This window comes from Bradyrhizobium sp. Y36, assembly GCF_002531575.1.
In the GTDB taxonomy this organism is placed as follows: Bacteria; Pseudomonadota; Alphaproteobacteria; order Rhizobiales; family Xanthobacteraceae; genus Bradyrhizobium.
Window position 1 is genome coordinate 277,915 of the sequence record NZ_NWTI01000002.1, and the last position, 22,036, is coordinate 299,950.

The following is a 22,036-nucleotide window of genomic DNA, read 5'->3' on the forward strand; positions in this document are numbered from 1 at the left end:
GCTACTCGTTCGCAGCACGATCAGGAATGACGCAGATCCCGCAAAAACGGTCGCGTGCGCCGGCGCGATCAATCGTCACGCAGTGGGAACTACCGCAGTCCCTCATACACCATCAGCCCGCGTGCGATCTGCAATTTGCGGATCGCGCGTGGCAGCAGCTTCTCCGGCTGGTGCAGATAGCGCCAGGAGGTGAGGGTGAAGGTCGAAAGCGCGCCGCACTCGTCGTCGAACGGCGCGAGCACGCCGGTCACGCTCACCGGCGTGTGCGGGCGGGCGTTGAAGGGCAGCAGCAACAGCTCGAGATAGGCCTTGCTGCCGTCCTCGCGCGCGGCGGTGACGCCGGCGATCGCGCCCAGCGTCTCGTCGGCGACGATGGTCGTGATCTCCGCGAGCTCGCTGCGGCTCGCATCATCGAACAGCGCCGCGAAGCTCTGGTCCTTGAGGTCACGCCCCGCCAGCGCGCAGACCCGCGTGCCGGCGACGCGGAAGGGAAAGCCGAGATGGGGCTCGCAGGAGAGGACAAAAATGTCGCCGAGCAGGCCGCGCACCGCAGCCGGATCGATGTCGGCCCTGTCAGGGGCCCGCGCAGCGCCGCGCTTCTTGTCCCAATACGCGAAGAACGCGCGGCTCGACGAATGTTTCATGTCTGAACGCTTACCCCGGGGGTGCGACCTCGGAAGGACAGACCTGTCCCGCTTCAGTGCACCCGCGATCCCTTGTGTTGTTGTGCAGGAGGGGATTTGCAGCGTCCATGCCGCAGCGGCGTTTTCGCCTCCCTTAAGGCCGCCTTTGCGTCGTTAACGTTAAGTTAACTATGCGCTTTGCGCCGCGCCCCGCGCTGCTATGGTGATCGCAGTCGCAAGTCCCGCCGCTTTCTCCAGGTTCTCGGCGGGGTCTGTACACAGGGCGTCAAACAGTTTGGCCATGGGCCGGGGAGGGGTGGGGATACACCTTCATTCCCGAGGCACCAAAAGGCCGACACGGACAGGCGGGGCTTTCCCAGGGCCCCGCCTTTTCCTTTTGTGCACTTGCGCAAGGCCGGCAAAGGCGACTATCTGCAAGCATATCGCTCCGATCGCGCCTGAAAGCGAAGCTGCCTTGGATTCCCCGCCGCAAGATTCGTCGCAAGATCCCCAGCCCGCCCTGCCGGTCGTCCATGAGGAGGCCCCGCGCGAGCCGATCCTGACGCTGCCTGTGGCGCTGACTGCCTATATCCTCCTCCTGGCGGTGATCCATCTGCGGGTGCTGCTGCCGCCGGAGCTGGAGAACTGGACCATCGACGTCTTTGGCTTCATCCCGAAGCGCTACGATTCCTCGCTGCTCAATCTTGAGATCCCCGGCGGCGCCGGCGCGAAGGTCTGGACCTTCGTCACCTATTCGCTGCTGCACGCCAACCTGACCCATCTCGGCTTCAACGTGCTCTGGCTGCTGCCGTTCGGCAGCGCGCTGGCGCGGCGCTTTGGCGCGGTCAGGTTCTTCCTGTTCCTGGCAGTGACGGCGGCGGCCGGTGCGCTCGCCCATCTCGTCACCCACGAGCATGCGGTGGCGCCGATGATCGGCGCCTCGGCCTCGGTGTCGGGCGCGATGGCCGCCGCCATCCGCTTTGCCTTCGTCCGCGGCAGCTTCCTGTCGTTCAACCGATCGGATGCCGATACCGCCGCCAGGGTTCCGGCGCTGCCGCTGTCGCGCGCGCTGCGCGACGGGCGGGTGGTCGGATTCCTCGCCGTGTGGTTCGGCGTCAACATCATCTTCGGCGTCGGCGCGATTGGCGTCGATTCCGAAACCACCAGCGTGGCCTGGCAGGCGCATATCGGCGGCTTCTTCGCCGGCCTGTTGCTGTTCACCTTCTTCGATCCGGTGCCGCGCGTGCGAAGCGATGCTGCGGATGCGTCATCACAGGACGTTTCAGACCGTATCTGAAGCGGCGCTTGCGGCGCGGCCCGAATTCATCCATCATTTGCGCGAAGAATGTTCGAAGCGACAAAGCGGTAGCGACGCTGCTTCGCAAAGCGCCCGCGCGTGAAACTGGCGCCAAACAAAACTGTTAGTTGAAGACTCGACGAACAAGTCCGGACCGCCAAAGCGCGGACGGATCCGATTCAGGGAGGCGACAATGACGGTACGTTCCATTCTCAATACCAAGGGCCACCAGATCATGAGCGTCGAGCCCGACGCCAAGCTGGCGGCCGCGGTCAAACTGCTCGGCGAAAAGAAGATCGGCGCGGTGCTGGTGATGAACCAGAGCCGGCTCGAGGGCATCCTGTCCGAGCGCGACATCGTGCGCGTGCTCGGCGAGCGCGGTGCCAGCGTGCTGGAAGAGCCGGTCTCTCAGGTCATGACCCGCAAGGTCGTCACCTGCAAGGAGACCGACACGGTCGCCGAGCTCATGGAGATGATGACATCGGGCAAGTTCCGCCATCTGCCCGTGCTCGACAACGGCAAGGTGGTCGGCCTGATCTCGATCGGCGACATCGTCAAGCGCCGGGTCCAGGAATACGAGAACGAGCAGGAAGCCCTGCGCGACTACATCAAGACGGCCTGATCAGGCCTGCTCGTCTCAGGCCTGATCGTCGGCCTTCGGCGCGTGGCCCGCAGGCGCGGGGGCCAGCACGTCGATCGCCTCCTGGATCGACTCCAGCGCGCGTTCGGCGGCGCGCGCGCCGTGGGCGATCAGGTCCTCGGAGCGGTGGAAGTCGAACCAGCCGAACTGGCCGACCCGGGGCGAGATCAAGAGGTCCGGCGGATCGCCGGCGAGGCGGGCGCGAGTGATGCGGTCCTGCATGATGTTGAAGGCATCGACCATCACCGAGGAGATGCCCGGGCGCCCGGCGCTGCCGAAGAACTCGCGCTTCATCGTCTTCTCGGGTGAGAACAAGCGCGGAAAACGCCGCTTGGCGGTCGTCTCCTCCGGCTCGGCTGCGACCGGCGCGGCCATCGCGCCGTGCGAATAGATCGTCGTGGAATGGGTGAAGATGTCACTGGAAAGATTTGCAGCGATGACGATTTCGGCGCCGAGCGCACGGGCCGCCGAGACCGGTACCGGATTCACCAGCGCGCCGTCGACCAGCCAGCGGTCGCCGATCAGCATGGGCTGGAAGATGCCGGGCAGGGCGTAGGACGCGCGCATCGCATCGACGACGCGGCCATGCGTCAGCCAGATCTCGTGACCGGTGCGGACCTCGGTCGCGACACTCGCGAACTTGACCGGCAAATCCTCGATCAGGGTCTGGCCAACCGCATCCGCAAGGCGGCTTGCCAGCTTCTCGCCGCCAAGCAGGCCCGAGCCGTTGAGGCGGATGTCGAGATAGCCGATGATGTTGCGCATGCCCTGCAGGCTGCGGCCCCATTCTTCGAACGTCTCGAGCCGCCCGGCCGCATGGAGGCCGCCGACCACGGCGCCGATGGACGTGCCGACCACGACATCGGGCACGATGCCGTTGGCGATCAGGGTCCGGAGGATACCGATATGAGCAAAGCCGCGCGCCGCGCCGCCGCCGAGGGCGAGGCCGATGACCGGCCGCCGGGTGGGGCCAAGGCCGATCTTCTCACCGTTCGCCCCGTTTGCGCTGCGCCCCTTCAAGATGTCCAGCACCGAAACTCTCCTACGCCGGGGCCAACGCTGCAGCCAAGGCTGCGGCCGAGCCCGTATCGTCAGACTAGGTACCGCACTCGCACTCCGCCATCCCGGGCGCGAAGCATGGTTTATGCCGCTTTGGAGAGGGCACCGGGCAGGAGTATGGCGAGGGGCGGTTGCCTCAGGACTAATCACGCAGGCGTCAACCGGGTTCCATCAATCCGGGGACCCGTATTTCCTGGGGGTTCAGAGGCTTGAATTTGCCGCGTTTTCGGTGAAAAGCAGGGAGCATGACACGCGGGGGTGACGGCATCATCGGATGGCGGCGCAGCGGCAGGCTGCTGCCGGCGCTGATCCTTGCTGCGTGCCTCGTTACCTCGGGCCAACATGCTGCCCAGGCGCAGCTTTTCTCCGATCGCCCGCCGCCGGTGCCGCCCGCCTCGGTGCCCGATCCCGGCGGCGCCATCAATCTGGCACCGCCCGGCGGGCCGGGTGCCGGCCCGCCGAGCCTGCCGCCGACCCTGATGCAGCCGGCGACGCCCAGCATGCCGCCGCCCGCGGTCTCCACCGTGCCGCCGGCCGCGCCGCTCAATGCGGCCGTGCCCGGGCAGGGCGTGCTGTCGCTGACCGCCAAATACGGCAAGGACACGCCGGCGATCACCAGCGGTCTGGTCTGGCGCGTGTTCGCCGACCGCCCCGACGAGAACGGCACCTTCAAGCTGATCCGCGAAGACCGCAACGCGACGCCGAACATCGTGCTGCCGCCCGGCAATTACGTCGTGCACGTCGCCTTCGGCCTCGTCAGCGCGGTGCGCACCGTCAGCCTGAAGGCCGAGACCGACCGCGAATCCTTCGTGCTGCCGGCCGGCGGCCTGCGCATCGAAGGCCGCGTCGGCACCAGCCGCATCCCGCAGAACCAGATCTCGTTCGCAATCTACAAGGGCAGCCAGTTCGAATCCGGCGAGCGCGCCTCCCTGGTGCCGAACGTCGCCGCCGGCGACGTCGTGCTGATCCCGGAAGGCACCTACTACATCATCTCCAACTATGGCGACGCCAACTCGGTGGTGCGCTCGGACATCCGCGTCCAGGCCGGCAAGCTCACCGACGTCACCATCACCCACCGCGCTGCCGTGATCACGCTCAAGCTGGTCAGCGACAAGGGCGGCGAGGCGCTCGCCAACACCGCCTGGTCGGTGCTGACCCCCGGCGGCGACGTCATCAAGGAATCCATCGGCGCCTTCCCGCGCGTGGTGCTCTCCGAAGGCGAATACCGCGCCATCGCCAAGAACGAGGGCAAGGTCTACGAGCGCGGCTTCAATGTCGTGAACGGCGTCGACGGCGAAGTGGAAGTCGTCGCGCGCTAGAGCCGGGCGGCGCGGCTGCCTGCTGTATCAAGTCCGGCTTGACGTCGAGCCCGACTTCTCATCGCACGCATCATCGTGCATCTCCTGTTACCGCTTGCCAATTGCGCGGCCGGGAGAGTCGATCGCTCTGTGTACGGTGTTGAATACCGGCAGCACCGAAGAAATTGGCCGCTCGGGGCCAAGCAAACACCGCTGATCAGCGCTTATTCCCGCGCTCCGCGCGTTCATCACAGTCCGGTGCAAGATACCTATTTCCGATCATCAATTTTATTCTCTTTCCGTCCTGCTGCGTTATATGTCGGGCATCCGTCTAACGGAGGAGGCCGGAGCAGGCTTGTGCGTCTGCGAGACCGGCGGGAGCAGGGGACCAACTCGCCGGCATGTTCGAAGTGATCCTCACCAGGCGCAAGCGGTTTGGTTGGCGATGGCAGGTGTGCGACCAGTCCGGCAAGATCTTTGCTGACGGCTTCGAGCGCACCCGGCCGTCCGCCAAATACCATGGCGAGCGCGCATTATTCTTCCTGTTGTCGCAGGCCCATCTGCACAACCGCTCGGCGGCGCCCAGCAAGGACTAACGGCGGTACGGGCTACGGCCTCACACATCGACGACCAGCTTGCCCTTGGCGGCGTGATCCCTGATCAGCGCATAGGCCCCGCCGACATTCTCCAGCGTGAAACGCCTGGCATCGAGGATCGGCACGAGCTTGCCGGCCTCGGCAAGGCGCGTGGCCTCCATCATGATCTCGCCATGGTGCGCGCGGCCTTCGCCCGACAGCAGCGGCAGCAGGGTGAACACGCCGGAATAGGTGGCGGCACGGAATGACAGCGGGGCAAGCGCGTGCGTCCCCCAGCCGAGTGCACTCACCACATGGCCGAAGCGGCGCACCGCCTGGAAGGATGCGTCGAGCACCTTGCCGCCGACGGTGTCGTAGACGATGTCGAAGCCGCGGCCGCCGGTATGCTGGGCAACATAGGCATCGACCGCGCTGTCGCGGTCGATGAACACCGCGCCAAGACCTTCGACGGTGGGGCGCTGCGACACGGAGCCGGTGGCGAACACGTCCGCCCCGAAGGCGCGCGCGATCTGGATCGCGACATGGCCGACGCCGCCGGCGCCGCCATGGATCAACACCTTTTGGCCCGCCTTCAGGCCCGCGCGGTCGATCAGGCCTTCCCAGGCCGTGATGACGATCAGCGGCAGCGCCGCTGCTTCCCGCATGCTGAGATTGGCGGGCTTCAAGGCGAGGAGATCGGCATCGACCGCGGCGAACTCGGCGAGCGATCCCTGCACGCCGCCGACACCTCCGGTCATGCCGTAGACCTCGTCGCCCGGCTTGAACCGCGTCACCTCGCGCCCGGTGCGCTCGACGATCCCGGCAAGATCGATCCCGGGAATCGCCGGCAGCGGATGGCGCGCATGGGCGGCGGCGCCGGCATGGATCTTGGTGTCGAGCGGATTGACCCCGCTGGCCCGCACCCGGACAAGCACCTCGCGCGGACCGACCTCGGGCGTGGAGATGGTCGAGAGCCGCAGCGGCGTGTTGTGAGCCTCCAGCACGGCCGCGCGCATCGTCGATTGTGTCGTCATGATCGTCTGTCTCCGTTGTCGGCCTCCAATATGTCCATGAATTTTTGCATGGGAAGGAACAAGGTTGTACGATTGCCGTGCGTTTTTGTATGAGGTTGTCCGATGGATTGGAGCGATCTGCGCATCTTCCTGGCGATTGCGCGCGAAGGCACGCTCGGCGCGGCCGCACGCAGGATCGGCCAGACCCAGCCGACGATGGGGCGGCGGCTTCGCGCGCTCGAGACATCGCTGGGACAGACGCTGTTCCAGCGCACGGCGGACGGCTTCGTGCTGACCGATGAGGGCGCCGCCGTGCTGCGTCACGCCGAGCGGATCGAGGACGAGGCGCTCGCGCTGGAGCGCGAGGTGTCCGGAGCGAAGACGCAGCTCGATGGGCCGCTGCGCCTGTCGTCGTCCGACTGGTTCGGGACGGTGATGCTCTCGCCGCTGATCGCCGCGTTCGGCAAGCGGCACCCCGCCGTGACGGTGGAGCTTCTGACCGATGCGCGGCTCTACAGCCTGCCGCGGCGCGAGGCCGATCTGGTCTTCCGCATCAAGCCCTTCAGCGAGCCCGAGGTGATCTCCCGCAAGCTGCTGCACATTCCGTACGCGCTCTATGGCAAGAAGGGCAGCAAGCCGCCGCGTGCCGGTGACGGCAGCGGCGTTCGCGTCGTGACCATGAACGCGGAATTCGCCGACATGCCGGACGCGGTCTGGCTGAAACGCATGCTGCCGCATGCAGAGGTCGCCTCGCGCAGCAACAACAGGCAGGTGCAGGCCGAGCTTTGCGCGCGCGGCGGCGGCCTTGCCGTGCTGCCCCGCCCGCTCGGCGACGGCGACCGGCGGCTGGTCGCGCTCGACATCGGCACGGCGCCGCCCGGCCGCGACACTTATCTCGGCTATCACCGCGACATGAAGCGCCTCGCCCGCCTGCGTGCGTTGCTCGATCTCGTGATCGAGAAGCTGGCAGCTGATGCTGCGTAGCCCGGATGAAGCGAAAGCGTAATCCGGGGCGCTCCTTCCGCTCGGATAGATTCCCGGATTGCGCTGCGCTCCATCCGGGCTACCAGATATCGCGTTGCCCGACGGGCAAAACACGCGAGCGGTAGGGCAACGCCCTTCGTCAAAAATATTCCACTTTACCGAATTTCGGGAATGGCGTATCCATCGCGGTAACCCGGCCCAAGGAAGAGGGGCGTATCGCGATCGTCACGAACGCGGGCTGGGCGGCGGTGGACGTCAGTCACATCGGCGCGAAGGGTCTTGCAGGGCGGGCAACCGTGAGCAAGACGATCGCGCACACGACCGATGTGATCGGCGTACGGCAAAATCGTGTGGTCCTGACGCCCGGGGTCTGTGCGTCAAGTCTTGCGGTGATGCGTGTCGTTCAACCGGACGCGCGCGTCAGTCATCCGAAAGGCGACGGGGGCAAGAGTGCAACGCTCCCCGGGGAGAGCACGCCATAAGCCGTCAACCCACTGCGCAGGGAAGGCCGGGATGTCCTGGCTACACCTGTATGCCGCTGTGCAGCTTCTTGTTACGCAGGATTCGCACAGTGGACCGCGGGTGCCAGCCGGCGCCCGGTCTTCCCTGCGCCCTCTTTCAAGCGAGGGCGAAGAGACGAAGCAAAACTCGGGCGAGGAAAGCCGCGAGAATGCAGTGGTGTGTCTACGACATGAGCTGCGTGCCGCAAGCTCGATCTCGTAGGGTGGGCAAAGGCGCATTGCGCCGCGCCCACGATCTCTCTCGACAAGCAACAAGGCGTGGGCACGCTGCGCTTTGCCCACCCTACGGCACTCCATTCAAGAGGGCGAAGCGATCAGGCAAAGCTCGGGCGAACAAGCCGCGAGAATGCGATCCCATGTCAGCTATTCAACAACTCAGTCATTCACCAACGCTCTCGTGCCCCGGACGTAGCGCAGCGCTACTTCAGCGTTGCGCTGCAGAGCCGGGGCCCACGTTGCAGCACGCGCTGCGCTTGCTGGGTCCCGGCTCTGCGCAGCAACGCAAGAGCGTTGCAGCGCGTCCGGGACACGAGAGACGCGGGCCCGAACTTCGAGCGCGCGCCCGAACGCATCGCCTTCGCATCACCGTCATAGTCTCTAACACGCACTAACCAACGCCTGACTTAAAACTGTCATAATCGCCGAACGGAACCCGCGCCTGCGCGTTATTTACATGTCGTTAAGTGCGCCTGCATTGGATGCGCCGTGAAAGTGCGTTGGGGACTGCGATGACTGCCGCGAAGAAGATGCCGGGAAAACCGGCCGCCGAAATGTTCGACGACATCCCGGTGCTTCAGCGAAAATGGCGCGCCGCGTTGAAGCCGGGCGATCGGCTGCCGCGCTACGAGGACGTCATGCTCGGCAGTCTCGGACGGCTCGCCGATCACATCGCGCTTCTGAGGAACGACGGCAGGCTCGAACTGTCGCGCAGCGGACGTTACGTGCAGAAATGGCTCGGCGAGGAGCGCTGGGACATTGCGGTCGCGGAGCTGTCGCCCGATTGCGCCACGGCGCTGTCGGAAGCTGCTTCCATCGCGCTCGCGACGGGGCAGCCACATCACGCGAGCGCGCATTGCGTGCGCGACGGCATGGTCAGGACCTACGATGTGCTGGCGCTGCCGACGGCCTCGCGCTGGGGCGCCATGCTGGTCGGCGCCTATGTCAACGAGCGCGGTGCGCAGTACAATCTGCTGGACGCGATCTTCGCCGCGACCGACGATGCGGTCATCTCGCTGGTGATCATGCGCGATGCCGGCGGCAAGCCGTTCGATTTGCAGGTCGTGCATCACAACAACAGCGCAGGCGCGCTGCTGAATGTCGCGAGCGGCAGCCTGTTGTGGCGGCGGATCGGCGAGGGCAACACGTTGCTGGCCTTGCCCGAGATCATGGACTTCCTGCTCAAGGCCGTCGCGGGCAGTCGCGGCGAGCAGCTCGAGATCGAGCACGGGGATCGCCACCTCCGCCTCAGCGCCACCGCCTTCGCCGACGTTGTTTCGCTGACGATCTCCGATGTCACGGCGTTGAAGCGGCGCGACGCCTCGTTCCGCCTGCTGTTCGATAACAACCCGATGCCGATGTGGGTGTTCGACGCCGAGAGCAAGGAGTTCCTCAGCGTCAACGACGCCGCGGTCCAGCACTACGGCTACAGCCGCGCCACTTTCCTGCGCATGAAGCTGCACGAGATCTGGCCCGAGGACGAGTGGGACAGCCACGCCGAGGCGCTGGAGCGCATCGGCGACACCTATCATTCCTCGCGCAACTGGCGGCATTTGCGCGCCGACGGCAGCGAGATCGAGGTGCTGACCTTCGGCCGTCGCGTCGCCTTCGACGATCGCGACGGCTATCTGGTCGCCGTGGTCGACATCACCGAGCGGCGCAAGGCGGAGGCGCGCATCGCGCACATGGCGCACCACGACGGACTCACCGACCTGCCGAACCGCCAATATTTCCAGGAGCGCCTGAAGCAGGCCCTGGACCAGGCCGGAGACAAGCGCGTCGGCGTGCTCTACATCGACCTCGATCTGTTCAAGAACATCAACGATTCCTTTGGTCATCCCGTCGGCGATCGCCTGCTCAAGGAGGTCGCCGGACGCCTGACCACCGCCGTCCGCGGCGGCAATCTCGCGGCCCGGCTCGGCGGCGACGAATTCGCTGTGATCCTGGGGGCCGACATCTCGCCGAACGAGGCCAGCGCCTGCGCTGGCCTGCTGATCGACATGCTGAAGGCGCCCTACGATCTCGACGGTCAGGAGATGGTGATCGGCGCCAGCATCGGCATCGCGCTGTCGCCCGGCGACGGCGTGACTCCGGAAGAGCTGATGCGCAATGCCGACATGGCGCTGTATCGGGCGAAGTCCGAGGGCGGCGGCGTGCACCATTTCTTCGAGCGCGAGATGGACCTGCAGGCACAGAAGCGCCGCGACATGGAGCTCGATCTGCGCCGTGCCTTCGCCAATGGCGAGTTCGAGCTGCACTACCAGCCGCTGGTGTCGATCGCCTCCGATCGCATCTCCGGCTTCGAGTCCTTGCTGCGCTGGCGTCATCCGGACAAGGGCATGATCTCGCCCGGGGAGTTCATTCCCGTCGCCGAGGACATCGGCCTCATCACGCAGCTCGGGGAGTGGGTGCTTCGCGAGGCCTGCGCCGAAGCGGTGAAATGGCCCGTCGACGTCAAGGTCGCCGTCAATTTGTCGCCCGCGCAATTCCGCAGCCGCAACCTGGTTCAAATCGTGATCTCGGCGCTGGCGCAGTCCGGCCTGTCGCCGCGGCGGCTCGAGCTCGAGATCACCGAGTCGATCTTCCTGGCCGAGACCGACGCCAATCTCGCCATCCTGCATCAGCTGCGCGAGCTCGGCGTCGGCATCTCCATGGATGATTTCGGCACCGGCTATTCCAGCCTCAGCTATTTGCGCAGCTTCCCGTTCGACAAGATCAAGATCGACCGTTCCTTCGTCAAGGATCTGGCGGAGCGGCCCGATTGCGGCGCGATCGTGCGCGCGATCTCCGGGCTCGGCCGCAGCCTCAACATCACGACGACCGCGGAGGGCGTCGAGACCGAGGACCAGCTCGACTGGCTGCGCGCCGAGGGCTGCAACGAGGTGCAGGGCTTTCTGTTCAGCGCGGCGCGGCCTGCGGCTGAGATCGCGAAGCTGCTCGCCGATTTCGGCCAGCGCGCGTCACGGGCGGCGTAGGCCTTCGGGGTAGCTGTCATAGACCAGCGCCTTGAAGGCGGGCGTGATGCGGCTGCGCTCGTTCTGGGTCTGCTGCATCATGAGGTAGACCATGTCGAGCTTGGGATCGACGCCGAAATAGGTGCCGCTGCCACTGTCCCATTTCAATTCGCCGAGCGAGCCCGGCGGCGGCGGCTTCGCATTGCCGGGATCGGTCCGCACCGCAAGGCCGTAGCCATAGCCAAAGCCGTCGCCTGGAAAATAGAAATAGTCGCGACCGACGCCGGAGCCGGGCCCGATATGATCGGTCGTCATCGCCTTGAACGCGGCGGGGCTCAGATAGCGCCTGCCTTCGAACTCGCCGCCATTGAGCAGCATCTGCGAGAAGCGCTGATAGTCGGTGATGGTCGAGAGCAGGCCGCCGCCGCCGGACTGCCATTCCGGATGGTCGAGGCGCTCGCGCTCGGCCGCGAGCAGGATGAAATCGTTCGGCAGCGGCCGCGCCATCCGCGCCAGCTCGTCCTCGGTCGCCAGCGCGAATTTGGTGCTGGTCATGCCGAGCGGATCGAAGATGCGCGCCTTCAGGAATTCGTACAGCGTCTGGCCCGAGATGATCTCGATGACGGCGCCGAGCACGTCGGTGGAATGACCGTAGCGCCACAGCGTTCCCGGCTGCCGCGCCAGCGGCAGCTTGGCGATGCGGTCGGCGAATTCCTTGTTGTTGAACGGTCCCTCGAAGATGTTGGCGGCCTTGTAGGCCTGCTCGACCCATTTGCCGCCGATGTAGTCGTAGCTGATGCCCGAGGTGTGCCGCAGCAGGTCCTCGATGTTGACGGGGCGGACCGGCGGCACGAGGTCGAGCTCGAGCTTGCCGTCGGGCAGGGTGACCTCGAGGCCGACCTTGGTGCCGGCGAACAGGGGAACGTATTTCGACACGGGGTCGGTGAGCGCGAGCTTGCCCTCGTCGATCAGCATCATCGCCCCCAGGCACGTGATCGGCTTGGTCATCGAGTGGATGGCGAAGATCGTGTCGGGCGTCATCGCAAGGCCCGTCCGGGTGTCGCGCACGCCGAAGGTCTTGAGATAGACCGGCTTGCCGTGCTGCTGCACCAGGATCACCGCGCCCGGCAGGCGGCCGCTTCCGACCTCGTCGTTGAAATACGCCGTGATGCGCTCCAGCCCGTCGGGCGAGGGGGCGGGGATGTCGGCGGCCCGGCCTCGCGCCATCGAGCCGGCGAGCAGCGCGGCTCCGACCAGAAAATCACGACGCTTCATTCGGGCTTCCTCCCTCGGCGGGATCAAAGCCGCAAGACGCCGAAGGCGTCAACACGCCATCGATTAAAAACGCGTCACGATTTCCGAAAGGAACGGTCGCGGACGGTCTTCGCTCGGCTTGGTCGGCGTGCCCACGTGGATGAAGCCGGCGAGCTTCTCATCCGGCTTGAGGCCGAGGCCGTCGAGCACGTCGCGGTCGAACGAGAACCAGCCGGTCAGCCAGCAGGCGCCGTAGCCGAGCGCGGTCGCGGCCGTGACGATGTTCATGGCGCTGGCGCCCGCCGACAATTCCTGCTCGAAGGCCGGCACCTTCGGATGCGGCTTGGTGAAGCTGACGATGCCGATCACCAGCGGCGCATCCATCAGGCGCTTGCGCTCGGTCTCGACGTCGGCCGCGGGCGCGCCGGGATTCTTCCGCGCAAACACCTTGGCGATCACCTCGCCGGCGCGTGCACGGGCATCGCCCTCGAAAATGATGAAGCGCCAGGGCGCCAGCTTGCCGTGGTCGGGCACGCGCGCGCCGATGGTGAGGATGGTCTCGAGCTCGGCCGCCGAAGGGCCGGGCCCGGTCATCTCGCGCGGCTTGACCGAGCGGCGGGTCTTCAGGAGTTCGATGGCGTCGGGCACTGCGATATCCTCTTCAAATGGTCTGCGGGCGTGCCATGCCGAGATAAGCATGCACGCCCGCAACCGGAAGCGAATTTAGATCGATTTCAGGGATCAGACCGTGCCGCGCATCCGCTTGACGTCCGGTGGCGTTGCCTCGTCGACCAGCGCGGCGATCGCTTCCTCGGTCGTCATCACCTTCTGGCCGTCGCTGCCGAGCCGGCGGACCGAGACCGAATGCGTCTCGGCCTCTTTCTTGCCGACCACGAGCAGCGCCGGGATCTTGGCCAGCGAGTGCTCGCGGACCTTGTAGTTGATCTTCTCGTTGCGCAGATCGATCTCGACCCGAAGCCCTGCGCGCCGCGCCTGCTCCAGCACCACCTTGGCGTATTCGTCGCCTTCCGAGGTGATGGTCGTGACCACCGCCTGGACCGGCGAGAGCCAGAGCGGGAAGTTGCCGGCATAGTGCTCGATCAGGATGCCGATATAGCGCTCCATCGAGCCGCAGATCGCGCGGTGCACCATCACAGGCGGTTTCTTGCCGCCGTCATGGTCGATGTAGAACGCGCCGAACCGCTCCGGCAGGTTGAAGTCGACCTGCGTCGTGCCGCACTGCCAGTCGCGGCCGATGGCGTCGCGCAGCACGTATTCGAACTTCGGCCCGTAGAACGCGCCTTCGCCCGGGTTGATCTCGGTCTTGATGTGATTGCTCTGCGACTGGATCTCGCGCAGCACGGTGGCCATCACGCGCTCGGCGTGATCCCACATCTCGTCCGTGCCGACGCGCTTTTCCGGCCGCGTCGACAGCTTCACGGTGAGATCGCCGGTGAAGCCGAAATCCGCGTAGGTCGACAGGATCAGATCGTTGATCTTCAGGCACTCCTCGGCGAGTTGGTCCTCGGTGCAGAAGATGTGCGCGTCGTCCTGGGTGAAGCCGCGCACGCGCATCAGCCCGTGCATGGCGCCGGACGGCTCGTAGCGATGCACCACGCCGAACTCGGCGAGGCGCAAGGGCAGGTCGCGATAGCTCTTCAGGCCGTGCTTGAAGATCTGCACGTGACCCGGGCAGTTCATCGGCTTGAGCGCAAACCAGCGCTTGTCCTCGGCCTCGTCGCCGGCCGACTGCGCCGCGAACATGTTCTCGCGATACCAGCCCCAATGGCCCGAGGTCTCCCACAGCACCTTGTCGAGGATCTGCGGCGCATTGACCTCGCTGTAGTCGCCGGTCAGGCGGCGGCGCATATAGGCGATCAGCTGCTGGAAGATGGTCCAGCCCTTCGGATGCCAGAACACGACGCCCGGACCTTCCTCCTGGAAATGGAAGAGGTCGAGCTCGCGCCCGAGCTTGCGATGGTCGCGCTTCTCGGCCTCCTCGATCTGCTTGAGGTAGGCGTCGAGGTCCTCCTGCTTGGCGAAGGCGGTGCCGTAGATGCGCGTCAGCATCGGGTTGTTGCTGTCGCCGCGCCAATAGGCGCCGGCCACCTTCATCAGCTTGAAGGCGTTACCGACCTTGCCGGTCGAGGTCATGTGCGGGCCGCGGCACAGGTCGAACCAGTCGCCCTGGTAGTAGATCTTGATCGGTTCGGTGCCGGGAATGGCGTCGACCAGCTCGACCTTGAAGGCCTCGCCCTTGTCGCGGAACACCTGTTTTGTTTTCTCGCGATCCCAAACCTCCTTCGTGAAAGGTTTGTCGCGCGCGATGAGCTCGCGCATCTTCTTCTCGATCGCGGCGAAGTCCTCCGGCGTGAAAGGCTCGTTGCGGAAGAAATCGTAGTAGAAGCCGTTCTCGATCACGGGGCCGATGGTGACCTGCGTGCCCGGCCACAGCGTCTGCACGGCCTCGGCGAGAACGTGCGCGCAGTCGTGGCGGATCAATTCGAGCGCTTCCGGCTCGTCGCGGGTGACCAGCTTGATCTTGGCATCATCGTCGATGGGATCGTTGAGATCGGCGAGTACGCCGTCGAGCGCCATGGCGACCGTGCGCTTGGCCAGCGACGGCGAGATGCCCTTGGCGATGTCGAGGCCGGTGATGCCCTTGTCGTATTCGCGCCGGGCGCCGTCGGGGAAGGTGAGGGTAACTTTGGCTGCGGGGGTCACGGGCTTGAGATTGGAAAGGCTGTACTGGAAGCCGGACTCGGATTTGGGCTGGTCGGTCATTGCTTTTCTCCTGAGGCTCACTCCTGCGAACGAGCGCAGGTAAGCGGGAACGAGCGATATAACAGGCGATTCGGCCTGCGCAATCCGGCATTTCCAAGAAAATCGGCGCATAAAACGGGGGGCGCGCGAAGTATTTCGGATCGGCCCTTTAACTGGCTGGATAACCGCTCTACATGCATTTGCATGGAAAGCTCGCCCGCCGGCCGTTTTGCGCCGACCGCCCTGATGCTCGGCAATCTCGTCACCGGCTGCTCGGTGCTGGCCCCTGCGGGCATGCTGCCGGAATTGTCGGCGGGGCTCGGGATCAGCATCCATGCGGCCGGGCTGCTCATCACCTTCGGCGCGGTGACGCTGTGCATCGGCTCGCCGCTGACGGCCTGGCTGACCAGCCGCATCGACCGGCGGACGCTGCTGACCACGACGCTGGCGGTGCTCGCGCTCGGCAATCTCGCCTCGGCCTTTGCGCCCGACTACACCATTCTCCTCATCATCCGCCTCGTCATGCTTGGCGTCGGCGCACTCTATACACCGCAGGCTGCGGGCACGGCGGCACTGATCGTGCCGGCCGAGCGGCGCGGCAGCACCATCGCTTACATCTTCCTCGGCTGGTCGCTGGCCGCCGCCGTCGGCCTGCCGCTGATCACCTTCATCGCCAGCCGCTATGGCTGGCGCGCCGCCTATGGCGAGATCGGTGTGCTCGGCTGCATCAGCTTCCTGCTGTTGCTGCTGCGCCTGCCGGCAGGCCTGAAGGGCGCGCCGGTGGACCTGAAGACCTGGGCCGAGGTCGGCCGCAACGGCACAATCCTGCTGCTGCTTGCGGTCACCATGCTGCAGATGTCGGGGCAGTTCGTGGTGTTCACCTTCATGGGCCCGCTGCTTGGCAAGCTCACCGGCGCCGGCCCCGATGCGATCGGCACGGTGTTCGCGCTCTACGGCGTCTGCGGCTTTCTCGGCGTCGTCGTCGCCACCCGCATCGTCGATGGCTGGGGCCCTTATCGCACCTCGCTGTTGTTCACCTGCCTGCTGCTGTCAGGGATCGCCGGCTGGGCGTTCGGTGCGGGCACGCTTGCCTTCATGACGGCAGGTGTCGCGGTCTGGGGGCTCGGGTTCGCCTCGACCAATTCGATGCAGCAGGTGCGGCTGGTTGCGGCCGCGCCGCCCCTTGCATCGGCGACCGTCGCGCTCAATACGTCGGTCCTCTATATCGGCCAGGCCGTCGGCTCCGCCATCGGCGGAGTGTTGTTCGCCCGCGAGCTGCTGCATACGCTCGGCTTCGTCGCCGTCGGCTTCGTCATGCTGGCCTTGATGCTGGTGGTCCTGACCCGGCCCCGTCAGGCTGCTGCCGCGGCCTGACTCCCGCGCTTTCCTATGCGCAAGGTGCTTGGCAAACCGCGCGCCGGAGCGCTAGAAGGCCGGTCATGGGGACCAAAGAGAGTTGACTGAAATGAGGATGATTCTGGCGGTTGCCGCGGTGCTCTATTCAGCCTCCGCGTTCGCGCAGGCCGACAAGCCACCGATGGTGGGGGACAAGCCCTTGGTGCAGGTCAAGCCCAAGGGGACCAAGGCGGGGGCCAAGGAGGCCGCGGCCAAGCCGGCGGCAGCACCGAAGGGCAAGCCGCAATCGATCGCGGCCCGGCTTCAGGCCTGCCTCGAGCTTGATGACGGCACCAAGGACCGGCTCAATTGCTACGACGCCATCATTCCGCCGACGCCAAAGCCGAAGCCGGCGAAGGCCAAGGGCTACGCCGATTGCAAATTCTTCAAGGAAGAAGACGAGCGGCTGGCCTGCTTCAACGGCTTTGCCGAGAGCATTCCGAAGCTGCCTAAGACCTGATTCTCGGAGCTGATTCTCGCCAGGCTCAGTCGCTGATCCGGCTGAGCACGGCCCGGAAGGCGATGCCCGGCACCTGCAGCGCGTTGCCTTCGAACTCCGCGGTGTCGCCGTCCTCCCGGCCGGCGAGCGCCAGCGTGATGCGGTCGAGGCCGAACAGCGCCTTGAAGGACGGGTCGTCATTGTAGCGCTGGGTCGAGATCTTGACCTTGATGCTGTCGCCTTCGCCCGTATAGGTGCCGATGAAGGCGAAGGCCGAATTGCCGCCGCGCATCTTGCCACCCATCACATAAACGACGCCGCAGCCCGTTCCGTGGACGGTGTGGAAGTCGACCTTGTACAATCCCTGACGCACTGCCCTGTCCCCGCGGAATTCCGATCACAACGTGGTCGGCAAATTATGGCCGTTGCCGGCGGAAGCAATCCGGTCGCTTCCGGGGATGTCGGCCATCAACATCACATTTTGATCAGCGCCTGAGGCAATTGCAGGCAGTGCAGCCCAATGCCGGCTCGCGCAATATCCGTCAGCGGCTCGGCGCTGAAGGGTTGGTGGAAGCCACGCGCGTCAGCGCCAGTGCCGGCGTCGCCGACATCTTCACCAGCACGTCCTTGAGCGGATCTCGCGTCCAGGCGCGGGTGACATAGTCGCGATGGGTGATGCCCTCGGCGGTCTCGACGAATACCACGCTGCCGGGCCGCAAGGGGCCGTCCATGTCCTCGGCGACGCTGATGCCCTTCTGCCGCAGCATGCTCATCAGTTCGCGGTCGCGCCGCGCCGTGCCGCGGGTATAGGCGCTGACGAAGAAGCCGGAGCGGTGGCTCTCGATCCAGGAGGCGAACTTGTCCATTTCGCCGTAGACGGCGTCGAGCAGCACGACGCCGCGGACGCGATCGCTGATGCCGCCGACCTCGAGGCTCCAGGCCGTCGGCAGGAAGCCGCCGCTATAGCCGACGATGACGATCGGCATGTTGGCGAAGGCGCGCGCGCTGTTGGGATCGCCGGTGACGCGGGCCAGGTGCTCGGCCGATTCCGCCATGAAGCGCTTGAAGCCGCCCGGCTGCCAGAACTTGCCGGCGCTGGAATCGGCGGCATCGACCGCCATCTGCGGGGCAAGCAGCACGGCATTGGCGCCGGAATCGGTGATCTGCCTGGGCACCAGCTGGCGATCGCGCACGTCGCGTTCGAGCGTCGCGCCATTGCCGTGGAAGAACACCACGATCACGCCCGGCTTGCGTACGTCGAAATGCTCGGGCACGTGCATCAGCACGCGGCTGTCATTGTAGGTCTCGTCCTGCCAGAACACGCGCCCCGAATAGCTGCGATGTCCGCGACGGTCGCCCTTGCTGATGTTGAGGAAGGGCGCGTCGGAGGCGGGGTTGTTGCCGAAATAGGGAAAGGCCGACGACTTCATGCTGACGAGGGTCGTCAGGTCGTCGCGGGGAGGACGCTTGTAGGGGGCCTGCGGCTCCAGCGACGCGACCTTATAGGGCGCCTGCTCTGGCGGCTGTTGCTGCACGGCGCGCTTGGGCGAGAAGTCCGACATCTGCCGTTGCAGGAGGCTCTCGCTCGCCGAGGGGAAGCGCTCCTTGAATTGCGGAGCGGGAAAGCGATCCTCGAACGTGTCGCCGCTTGCGACTTGCTGGTTCGTCTTCGCAACGACCTGAACATTGGCCTGCGAGTTCGCCGCAAGCGCCGCCGGGTTCGGCGCCTTGCCGCATTGAACCAGCGTCAGCGACAGCGGCACCAAGGCTGAGATCAGGCCGACCCGAAGCGCACGACCGCGCCGACCGGACGGTGTCCGGTCGCCACGACCATCAGCTCTCAGTTTCGGAACGGCCCCGACCATCCACCCATGACCCCAAAGTCACGTCCATCGGCATATCAAGACAATTGAGCCGACTGGCGTTTAGGCGACGTTAAGCGTCCGGACAGACTTCCCCACATCCGGAACGCTCAAAGGGACCATGTAATCGTGTCCTGATTGTGGGGAAAAGGAACGGGGCTTCCCGGGGTATCGGCAGGCTTTTTGCCTGGCAGCGGGGAGAGGCGGTGCTGAAATACCCGTTTTCGCCGCCTCATTTAACCCTTGTTAACCCTGCTTGAATTGACTGGGCCAAGTGCACGATGCGCCCGCGAGGCAAGACGCCTGAGCGAAGGACCCCGATGACGGCATCAGATGCGGGAACTGCCCCCTGGACTGGCCGGCTGACCGGGGGCGGGAGCGGGGTCTCGGTTCTGGTCGCAACCGCCATCGTCGTGGCCGACATGATCGGGGTCGGCGTCTTCACCAGCCTCGGCTTCCAGGTCAAGGATATCCCGTCCGGTTTCTCGATCCTGCTGCTGTGGACCGTTGGCGGCATCGTCGCGCTGTGCGGCGTGTTCGCCTATAGCGAGCTCGGGGCGATGTTTCCGCGCTCGAGCGGCGAGTACAATTTCCTGGGACGGGCCTATCACCCGGCTTTCGGCTTTCTCGCCGGCTGGGTGTCGGCGACGGTGGGCTTCGCCGCACCGGTGGCGCTCGCGGCGATGGCGTTCGGCGAATACGCCAAATCGGTCGTGCCTGATTTGCCGCCGATCCCGCTCGCCATCGCCGTGGTGTGGCTGGTCTCGCTTGTGCAGCTGACCGGCGTCAGGCACTCCTCGACCTTCCAGCTGATCTCGACCATCATCAAGGTCGTGCTGATCGTCGCCTTCCTGGTCGCCGGCTTCGTCGTCAGCGTGCCGCAGTCGATCGCCTTCACGCCGCAGCCGGGCGATCTCGCCCACATCGTCAGCGCCCCCTTCGCGATCGGGCTCGTCTTCGTGATGTACTCGTTCTCGGGCTGGAATGCCGCGACCTACATCATCGGCGAGATGAACATGCCGCAGCGCGACCTGCCGCGCGCGCTGCTGGCGGGCACGCTGATCGTGCTCGTGCTCTACGTCGCGCTGAACGCGGTATTTCTGCATTCGACGCCGGTCGGCGCGCTCGCCGGCCAGCTCGACGTCGCCCGCGTCGCCGGAAGCGCCATCTTCGGCAGTCTCGGGGGGCGCATCGTCGGCGCCATGATCTGCGTCGGCCTGATCTCCTCGATCTCTGCGATGATGTGGATCGGCCCGCGCGTGATGATGACGATGGGAGAGGACATTCCGGCCTTGCGGGTGTTCTCGAAGCGATCGACGAGCGGCGCGCCGGCCTATGCGATCCTGTTTCAGCTCGCGGTCGCCAACCTCCTGCTGTTCACGCGCAGCTTCGAGGCGGTGCTCGACTTCATCCAGTTCGCGCTGCTGTTCTGCTCGTTCTTCACGGTCGCCGGAGTCATCAAGCTGCGCATCACCGATCCCGATTTGCCCAGGCCCTATCGCGCCTGGGGATACCCGTTCACCCCGCTGGTTTTCCTGCTCGTGACAGGGTTCATGATGTACTACCTGTTGACCGAGCGGCCGGTGCAGTCGCTCTCGGGGATGCTGGTCATGCTCTCCGGCCTGTTGATTTATGCTGTTTTCCGCAGGCGGCCGGTCGCCGCTGATACGTCACTCATTCGCGAATAGACATGGTCCGAGCCTTCAGAATTGCGGCCGCCGCTGTTGCCCTGCTGGCCGTGGCCGTCTCGTCCGCAAGCGCCGCCGAGGTCACCTTCGATGATACCGCGCGCTTCCTTGCGGGCATGCAGCCTTCGGCAGATTCGCCGCTGGTGCCGCTCACCAGGGATCCCAGCTGGCAGCGCCACGCAAAATTCTTCGACGGCGCCTTCGCCCAGCTCGAACAACGCCAGCTCGCGAAGATCCGCGACTGGGCCGACGTCAATCTGGCCGCGCCGCGGCCGACCATGTTCTACATGTTCAGCGGCCCCGATTTCCTCTACGCCAATGCCTTCTATTCCAAGGCCAGCACCTACGTGCTCGGCGCGCTGGAGCCGGTCGGCGCGGTGCCGGATCTGACGCGGCTGCCGCGCGGCTCGGTGGGCGCTGCGCTCTACAATGTCGAGCGCTCGCTCGGCTCGATCCTGAGCTTCTCGTTCTTCATCACCAAGCAGATGAAGGTCGACCTGCACGCCAACCAGGTCAATGGCACCTTGCCGATCCTCTATGTCTTCCTGGCGCGCTCGGGCAAGACCATCCGCAACGTCGAGATGGTCGCGCTCGACGACAAGGGCGGGATCCATGTCGGCGAGGACAATCCGGGGCGTAACGCGACGCACGGCGCTCGCATCACCTTTGCCGGCAGCGATGGCGAAGCGCGCACGCTGTATTATTTTTCGACCGACCTTTCCAATGCGGGTGCGCGCAACACCGGCTTCCTGAAATTCTGCGAGACGCTGGGGCCCGGCAACAGCCTGCTCAAGAGCGCATCCTACCTGCTGCACAAGAGCGACTTCGCGGTGGTCCGCGACTGGCTGCTCGCCAACAGCGCCACCATCATCCAGGACGATTCCGGCATTCCGCTTGCCAACTATGGCGCAAGGCAGTGGCGGTTCTTCCCGTTCGGCCGTTATCTCGGGCCGATCGGCGAATTTCCCGGCCGTTACCAGGAGCGCTACGCCGAGCTGTTCACGCGCGCCCAGCCGATCGATTTCGGCGTCGGCTATCGCTGGCGCATGCGTGAATCGAATTTGCTGCTGGCGGTGAGGGTGCCGGGCACCGAGACGGGACCGGGCGGGGAGGCCACTTCGTCGGCGGAGCCGACACCAAAGCCACCGCGTCCAAAACGGCTGCGGCCGCCTGAGCCAATCCCGCCGCCGCCGGGGCGATTCTACTGGTTCCGCTGATCACCAGTGCACGCTCTGGCTCGGCACGATGAACGCCGTCGTGCTCGGCGCCGTCGCAAGGCTCGAAGCCAGGTACCAGCCAGAACCAAGCACGAGCGTCAGCAAGGCGACGATCGCGAGCAGGTCCATGGTGCGGGGGTCGTGGTGCCGCCTGGCGCTGGGGGCCGGCCCAGGCTTGAGGTGCAGATGAGGGCTGATTTTCCAGCGCATTGTTGTTTCCTCCCGGGGGAGCGCCGAA

At 65.6% G+C, this 22,036-nt stretch carries 19 protein-coding genes; 10 read left to right on the plus strand and 9 right to left on the minus strand.

All coding sequences use genetic code 11. From position 1 onward, the window contains the following. Nucleotides 1-89: 89 nt before the first annotated feature. Nucleotides 90-644, minus strand: a complete 555-nt coding sequence (locus tag CO669_RS04815; protein WP_097658605.1) for a PAS domain-containing protein — start codon at nt 642-644, stop codon at nt 90-92. A gap of 454 nt (nt 645-1,098) precedes the next feature. On the opposite strand from CO669_RS04815, the gene CO669_RS04820 reads away from it, so the two are divergent. Both CO669_RS04820 and CO669_RS04825 read left to right on the plus strand, forming a co-directional pair. Next, the gene (locus tag CO669_RS04820) at nt 1,099-1,920 is read left to right on the plus strand and encodes a rhomboid family intramembrane serine protease (RefSeq protein WP_097658607.1); all 822 of its coding nucleotides are present in this window, start codon (nt 1,099-1,101) and stop codon (nt 1,918-1,920) included. A gap of 193 nt (nt 1,921-2,113) precedes the next feature. Then, nucleotides 2,114-2,542, plus strand: coding sequence for a CBS domain-containing protein (locus tag CO669_RS04825; protein ID WP_097658609.1), 429 nt, complete (start codon nt 2,114-2,116; stop codon nt 2,540-2,542). A 15-nt stretch (nt 2,543-2,557) separates the two neighbouring features. On the opposite strand, the gene CO669_RS04830 is transcribed toward CO669_RS04825, so the two are convergent. Beyond that, nucleotides 2,558-3,592 (minus strand): patatin-like phospholipase family protein, encoded by a 1,035-nt coding sequence (locus CO669_RS04830; protein ID WP_198963835.1) that lies wholly within the window; start codon nt 3,590-3,592, stop codon nt 2,558-2,560. A gap of 272 nt (nt 3,593-3,864) precedes the next feature. Between CO669_RS04830 and CO669_RS04835 the strand changes: the two genes are divergently transcribed. Continuing rightward, nucleotides 3,865-4,938 carry an RgsD C-terminal domain-containing protein gene (locus CO669_RS04835; protein ID WP_097658613.1) on the plus strand — a complete coding sequence of 358 codons (1,074 nt, stop codon included), beginning with the start codon at nt 3,865-3,867 and terminating at the stop codon, nt 4,936-4,938. Between the two features lie 380 nt (nt 4,939-5,318). Next, nucleotides 5,319-5,513 carry a hypothetical protein gene (locus tag CO669_RS35890; protein WP_198963836.1) on the plus strand — a complete coding sequence of 65 codons (195 nt, stop codon included), beginning with the start codon at nt 5,319-5,321 and terminating at the stop codon, nt 5,511-5,513. A gap of 20 nt (nt 5,514-5,533) precedes the next feature. On the opposite strand, the gene CO669_RS04845 is transcribed toward CO669_RS35890, so the two are convergent. Then, nucleotides 5,534-6,526: a zinc-dependent alcohol dehydrogenase family protein gene (locus tag CO669_RS04845; protein ID WP_198963837.1), complete on the minus strand. Its 993-nt coding sequence runs from the start codon at nt 6,524-6,526 to the stop codon at nt 5,534-5,536. 102 nt (nt 6,527-6,628) lie between these two features. Between CO669_RS04845 and CO669_RS04850 the strand changes: the two genes are divergently transcribed. After that, nucleotides 6,629-7,489 carry a LysR family transcriptional regulator gene (locus CO669_RS04850; RefSeq protein WP_097658617.1) on the plus strand — a complete coding sequence of 287 codons (861 nt, stop codon included), beginning with the start codon at nt 6,629-6,631 and terminating at the stop codon, nt 7,487-7,489. A 1,249-nt stretch (nt 7,490-8,738) separates the two neighbouring features. After that, a complete protein-coding gene (locus CO669_RS04860; RefSeq protein ID WP_198963838.1) occupies nt 8,739-11,201 on the plus strand; it encodes a putative bifunctional diguanylate cyclase/phosphodiesterase in 2,463 nt (820 codons plus the stop codon). Here CO669_RS04860 and CO669_RS04865 read toward each other — a convergent pair. The 3 genes from CO669_RS04865 to thrS all read right to left on the minus strand — a co-directional run bounded on the left by CO669_RS04865 (nt 11,187) and on the right by thrS (nt 15,218). Continuing rightward, nucleotides 11,187-12,455, minus strand: a complete 1,269-nt coding sequence (locus CO669_RS04865; protein WP_097658623.1) for a serine hydrolase domain-containing protein — start codon at nt 12,453-12,455, stop codon at nt 11,187-11,189. The genes CO669_RS04860 and CO669_RS04865 overlap by 15 nt on opposite strands. Before the next feature lie 63 nt (nt 12,456-12,518). Beyond that, nucleotides 12,519-13,082: a nitroreductase family protein gene (locus tag CO669_RS04870; RefSeq protein WP_198963839.1), complete on the minus strand. Its 564-nt coding sequence runs from the start codon at nt 13,080-13,082 to the stop codon at nt 12,519-12,521. A gap of 93 nt (nt 13,083-13,175) precedes the next feature. Then, complete coding sequence (thrS, locus tag CO669_RS04875) at nt 13,176-15,218, minus strand: threonine--tRNA ligase (RefSeq protein WP_198963840.1); 2,043 nt, start codon at nt 15,216-15,218, stop codon at nt 13,176-13,178. Nucleotides 15,219-15,401: 183 nt separating this feature from the next. Between thrS and CO669_RS04880 the strand changes: the two genes are divergently transcribed. Beyond that, nucleotides 15,402-16,571, plus strand: coding sequence for an MFS transporter (locus CO669_RS04880; protein WP_097658629.1), 1,170 nt, complete (start codon nt 15,402-15,404; stop codon nt 16,569-16,571). Between the two features lie 91 nt (nt 16,572-16,662). After that, nucleotides 16,663-17,052: a hypothetical protein gene (locus CO669_RS04885; protein ID WP_097658630.1), complete on the plus strand. Its 390-nt coding sequence runs from the start codon at nt 16,663-16,665 to the stop codon at nt 17,050-17,052. A 25-nt stretch (nt 17,053-17,077) separates the two neighbouring features. Here the strand turns inward: CO669_RS04885 and CO669_RS04890 are convergent, their stop codons facing one another. Next, nucleotides 17,078-17,404 (minus strand): GrlR family regulatory protein, encoded by a 327-nt coding sequence (locus tag CO669_RS04890; RefSeq protein WP_097658632.1) that lies wholly within the window; start codon nt 17,402-17,404, stop codon nt 17,078-17,080. 169 nt (nt 17,405-17,573) lie between these two features. Further along, the gene (locus CO669_RS04895; protein ID WP_097658635.1) at nt 17,574-18,896 is read right to left on the minus strand and encodes an alpha/beta hydrolase; all 1,323 of its coding nucleotides are present in this window, start codon (nt 18,894-18,896) and stop codon (nt 17,574-17,576) included. Between the two features lie 317 nt (nt 18,897-19,213). Between CO669_RS04895 and CO669_RS04900 the strand changes: the two genes are divergently transcribed. Together CO669_RS04900 and CO669_RS04905 are read left to right on the plus strand one after the other, a co-directional pair. Then, entirely contained in the window at nt 19,214-20,581 is a 1,368-nt protein-coding gene (locus tag CO669_RS04900) for an APC family permease (protein ID WP_097658636.1), read from the plus strand. A gap of 2 nt (nt 20,582-20,583) precedes the next feature. Then, entirely contained in the window at nt 20,584-21,798 is a 1,215-nt protein-coding gene (locus CO669_RS04905; RefSeq protein WP_097658637.1) for a hypothetical protein, read from the plus strand. On the opposite strand, the gene CO669_RS04910 is transcribed toward CO669_RS04905, so the two are convergent. Continuing rightward, nucleotides 21,799-22,008 carry a hypothetical protein gene (locus CO669_RS04910; protein ID WP_097658638.1) on the minus strand — a complete coding sequence of 70 codons (210 nt, stop codon included), beginning with the start codon at nt 22,006-22,008 and terminating at the stop codon, nt 21,799-21,801. Nucleotides 22,009-22,036 lie beyond the last annotated feature (28 nt).

Excerpts from the sequence above, each read along its gene's own strand:
- CO669_RS04910 (WP_097658638.1), bottom strand. The coding sequence starts at position 22,008 with ATGCGCTGGAAAATCAGCCCTCATCTGCACCTCAAGCCTGGGCCGGCC.
- CO669_RS04865 (WP_097658623.1), bottom strand. The coding sequence starts at position 12,455 with ATGAAGCGTCGTGATTTTCTGGTCGGAGCCGCGCTGCTCGCCGGCTCG.
- CO669_RS04900 (WP_097658636.1), top strand. The coding sequence starts at position 19,214 with ATGACGGCATCAGATGCGGGAACTGCCCCCTGGACTGGCCGGCTGACC.
- CO669_RS04905 (WP_097658637.1), top strand. The coding sequence starts at position 20,584 with ATGGTCCGAGCCTTCAGAATTGCGGCCGCCGCTGTTGCCCTGCTGGCC.
- CO669_RS04860 (WP_198963838.1), top strand. The coding sequence starts at position 8,739 with ATGACTGCCGCGAAGAAGATGCCGGGAAAACCGGCCGCCGAAATGTTC.
- CO669_RS04825 (WP_097658609.1), top strand. The coding sequence starts at position 2,114 with ATGACGGTACGTTCCATTCTCAATACCAAGGGCCACCAGATCATGAGC.
- CO669_RS35890 (WP_198963836.1), top strand. The coding sequence starts at position 5,319 with ATGTTCGAAGTGATCCTCACCAGGCGCAAGCGGTTTGGTTGGCGATGG.
- CO669_RS04835 (WP_097658613.1), top strand. The coding sequence starts at position 3,865 with ATGACACGCGGGGGTGACGGCATCATCGGATGGCGGCGCAGCGGCAGG.
- CO669_RS04885 (WP_097658630.1), top strand. The coding sequence starts at position 16,663 with ATGAGGATGATTCTGGCGGTTGCCGCGGTGCTCTATTCAGCCTCCGCG.
- CO669_RS04850 (WP_097658617.1), top strand. The coding sequence starts at position 6,629 with ATGGATTGGAGCGATCTGCGCATCTTCCTGGCGATTGCGCGCGAAGGC.
- CO669_RS04815 (WP_097658605.1), bottom strand. The coding sequence starts at position 644 with ATGAAACATTCGTCGAGCCGCGCGTTCTTCGCGTATTGGGACAAGAAG.
- thrS (WP_198963840.1), bottom strand. The coding sequence starts at position 15,218 with ATGACCGACCAGCCCAAATCCGAGTCCGGCTTCCAGTACAGCCTTTCC.
- CO669_RS04845 (WP_198963837.1), bottom strand. The coding sequence starts at position 6,526 with ATGACGACACAATCGACGATGCGCGCGGCCGTGCTGGAGGCTCACAAC.
- CO669_RS04895 (WP_097658635.1), bottom strand. The coding sequence starts at position 18,896 with ATGGTCGGGGCCGTTCCGAAACTGAGAGCTGATGGTCGTGGCGACCGG.
- CO669_RS04880 (WP_097658629.1), top strand. The coding sequence starts at position 15,402 with ATGGAAAGCTCGCCCGCCGGCCGTTTTGCGCCGACCGCCCTGATGCTC.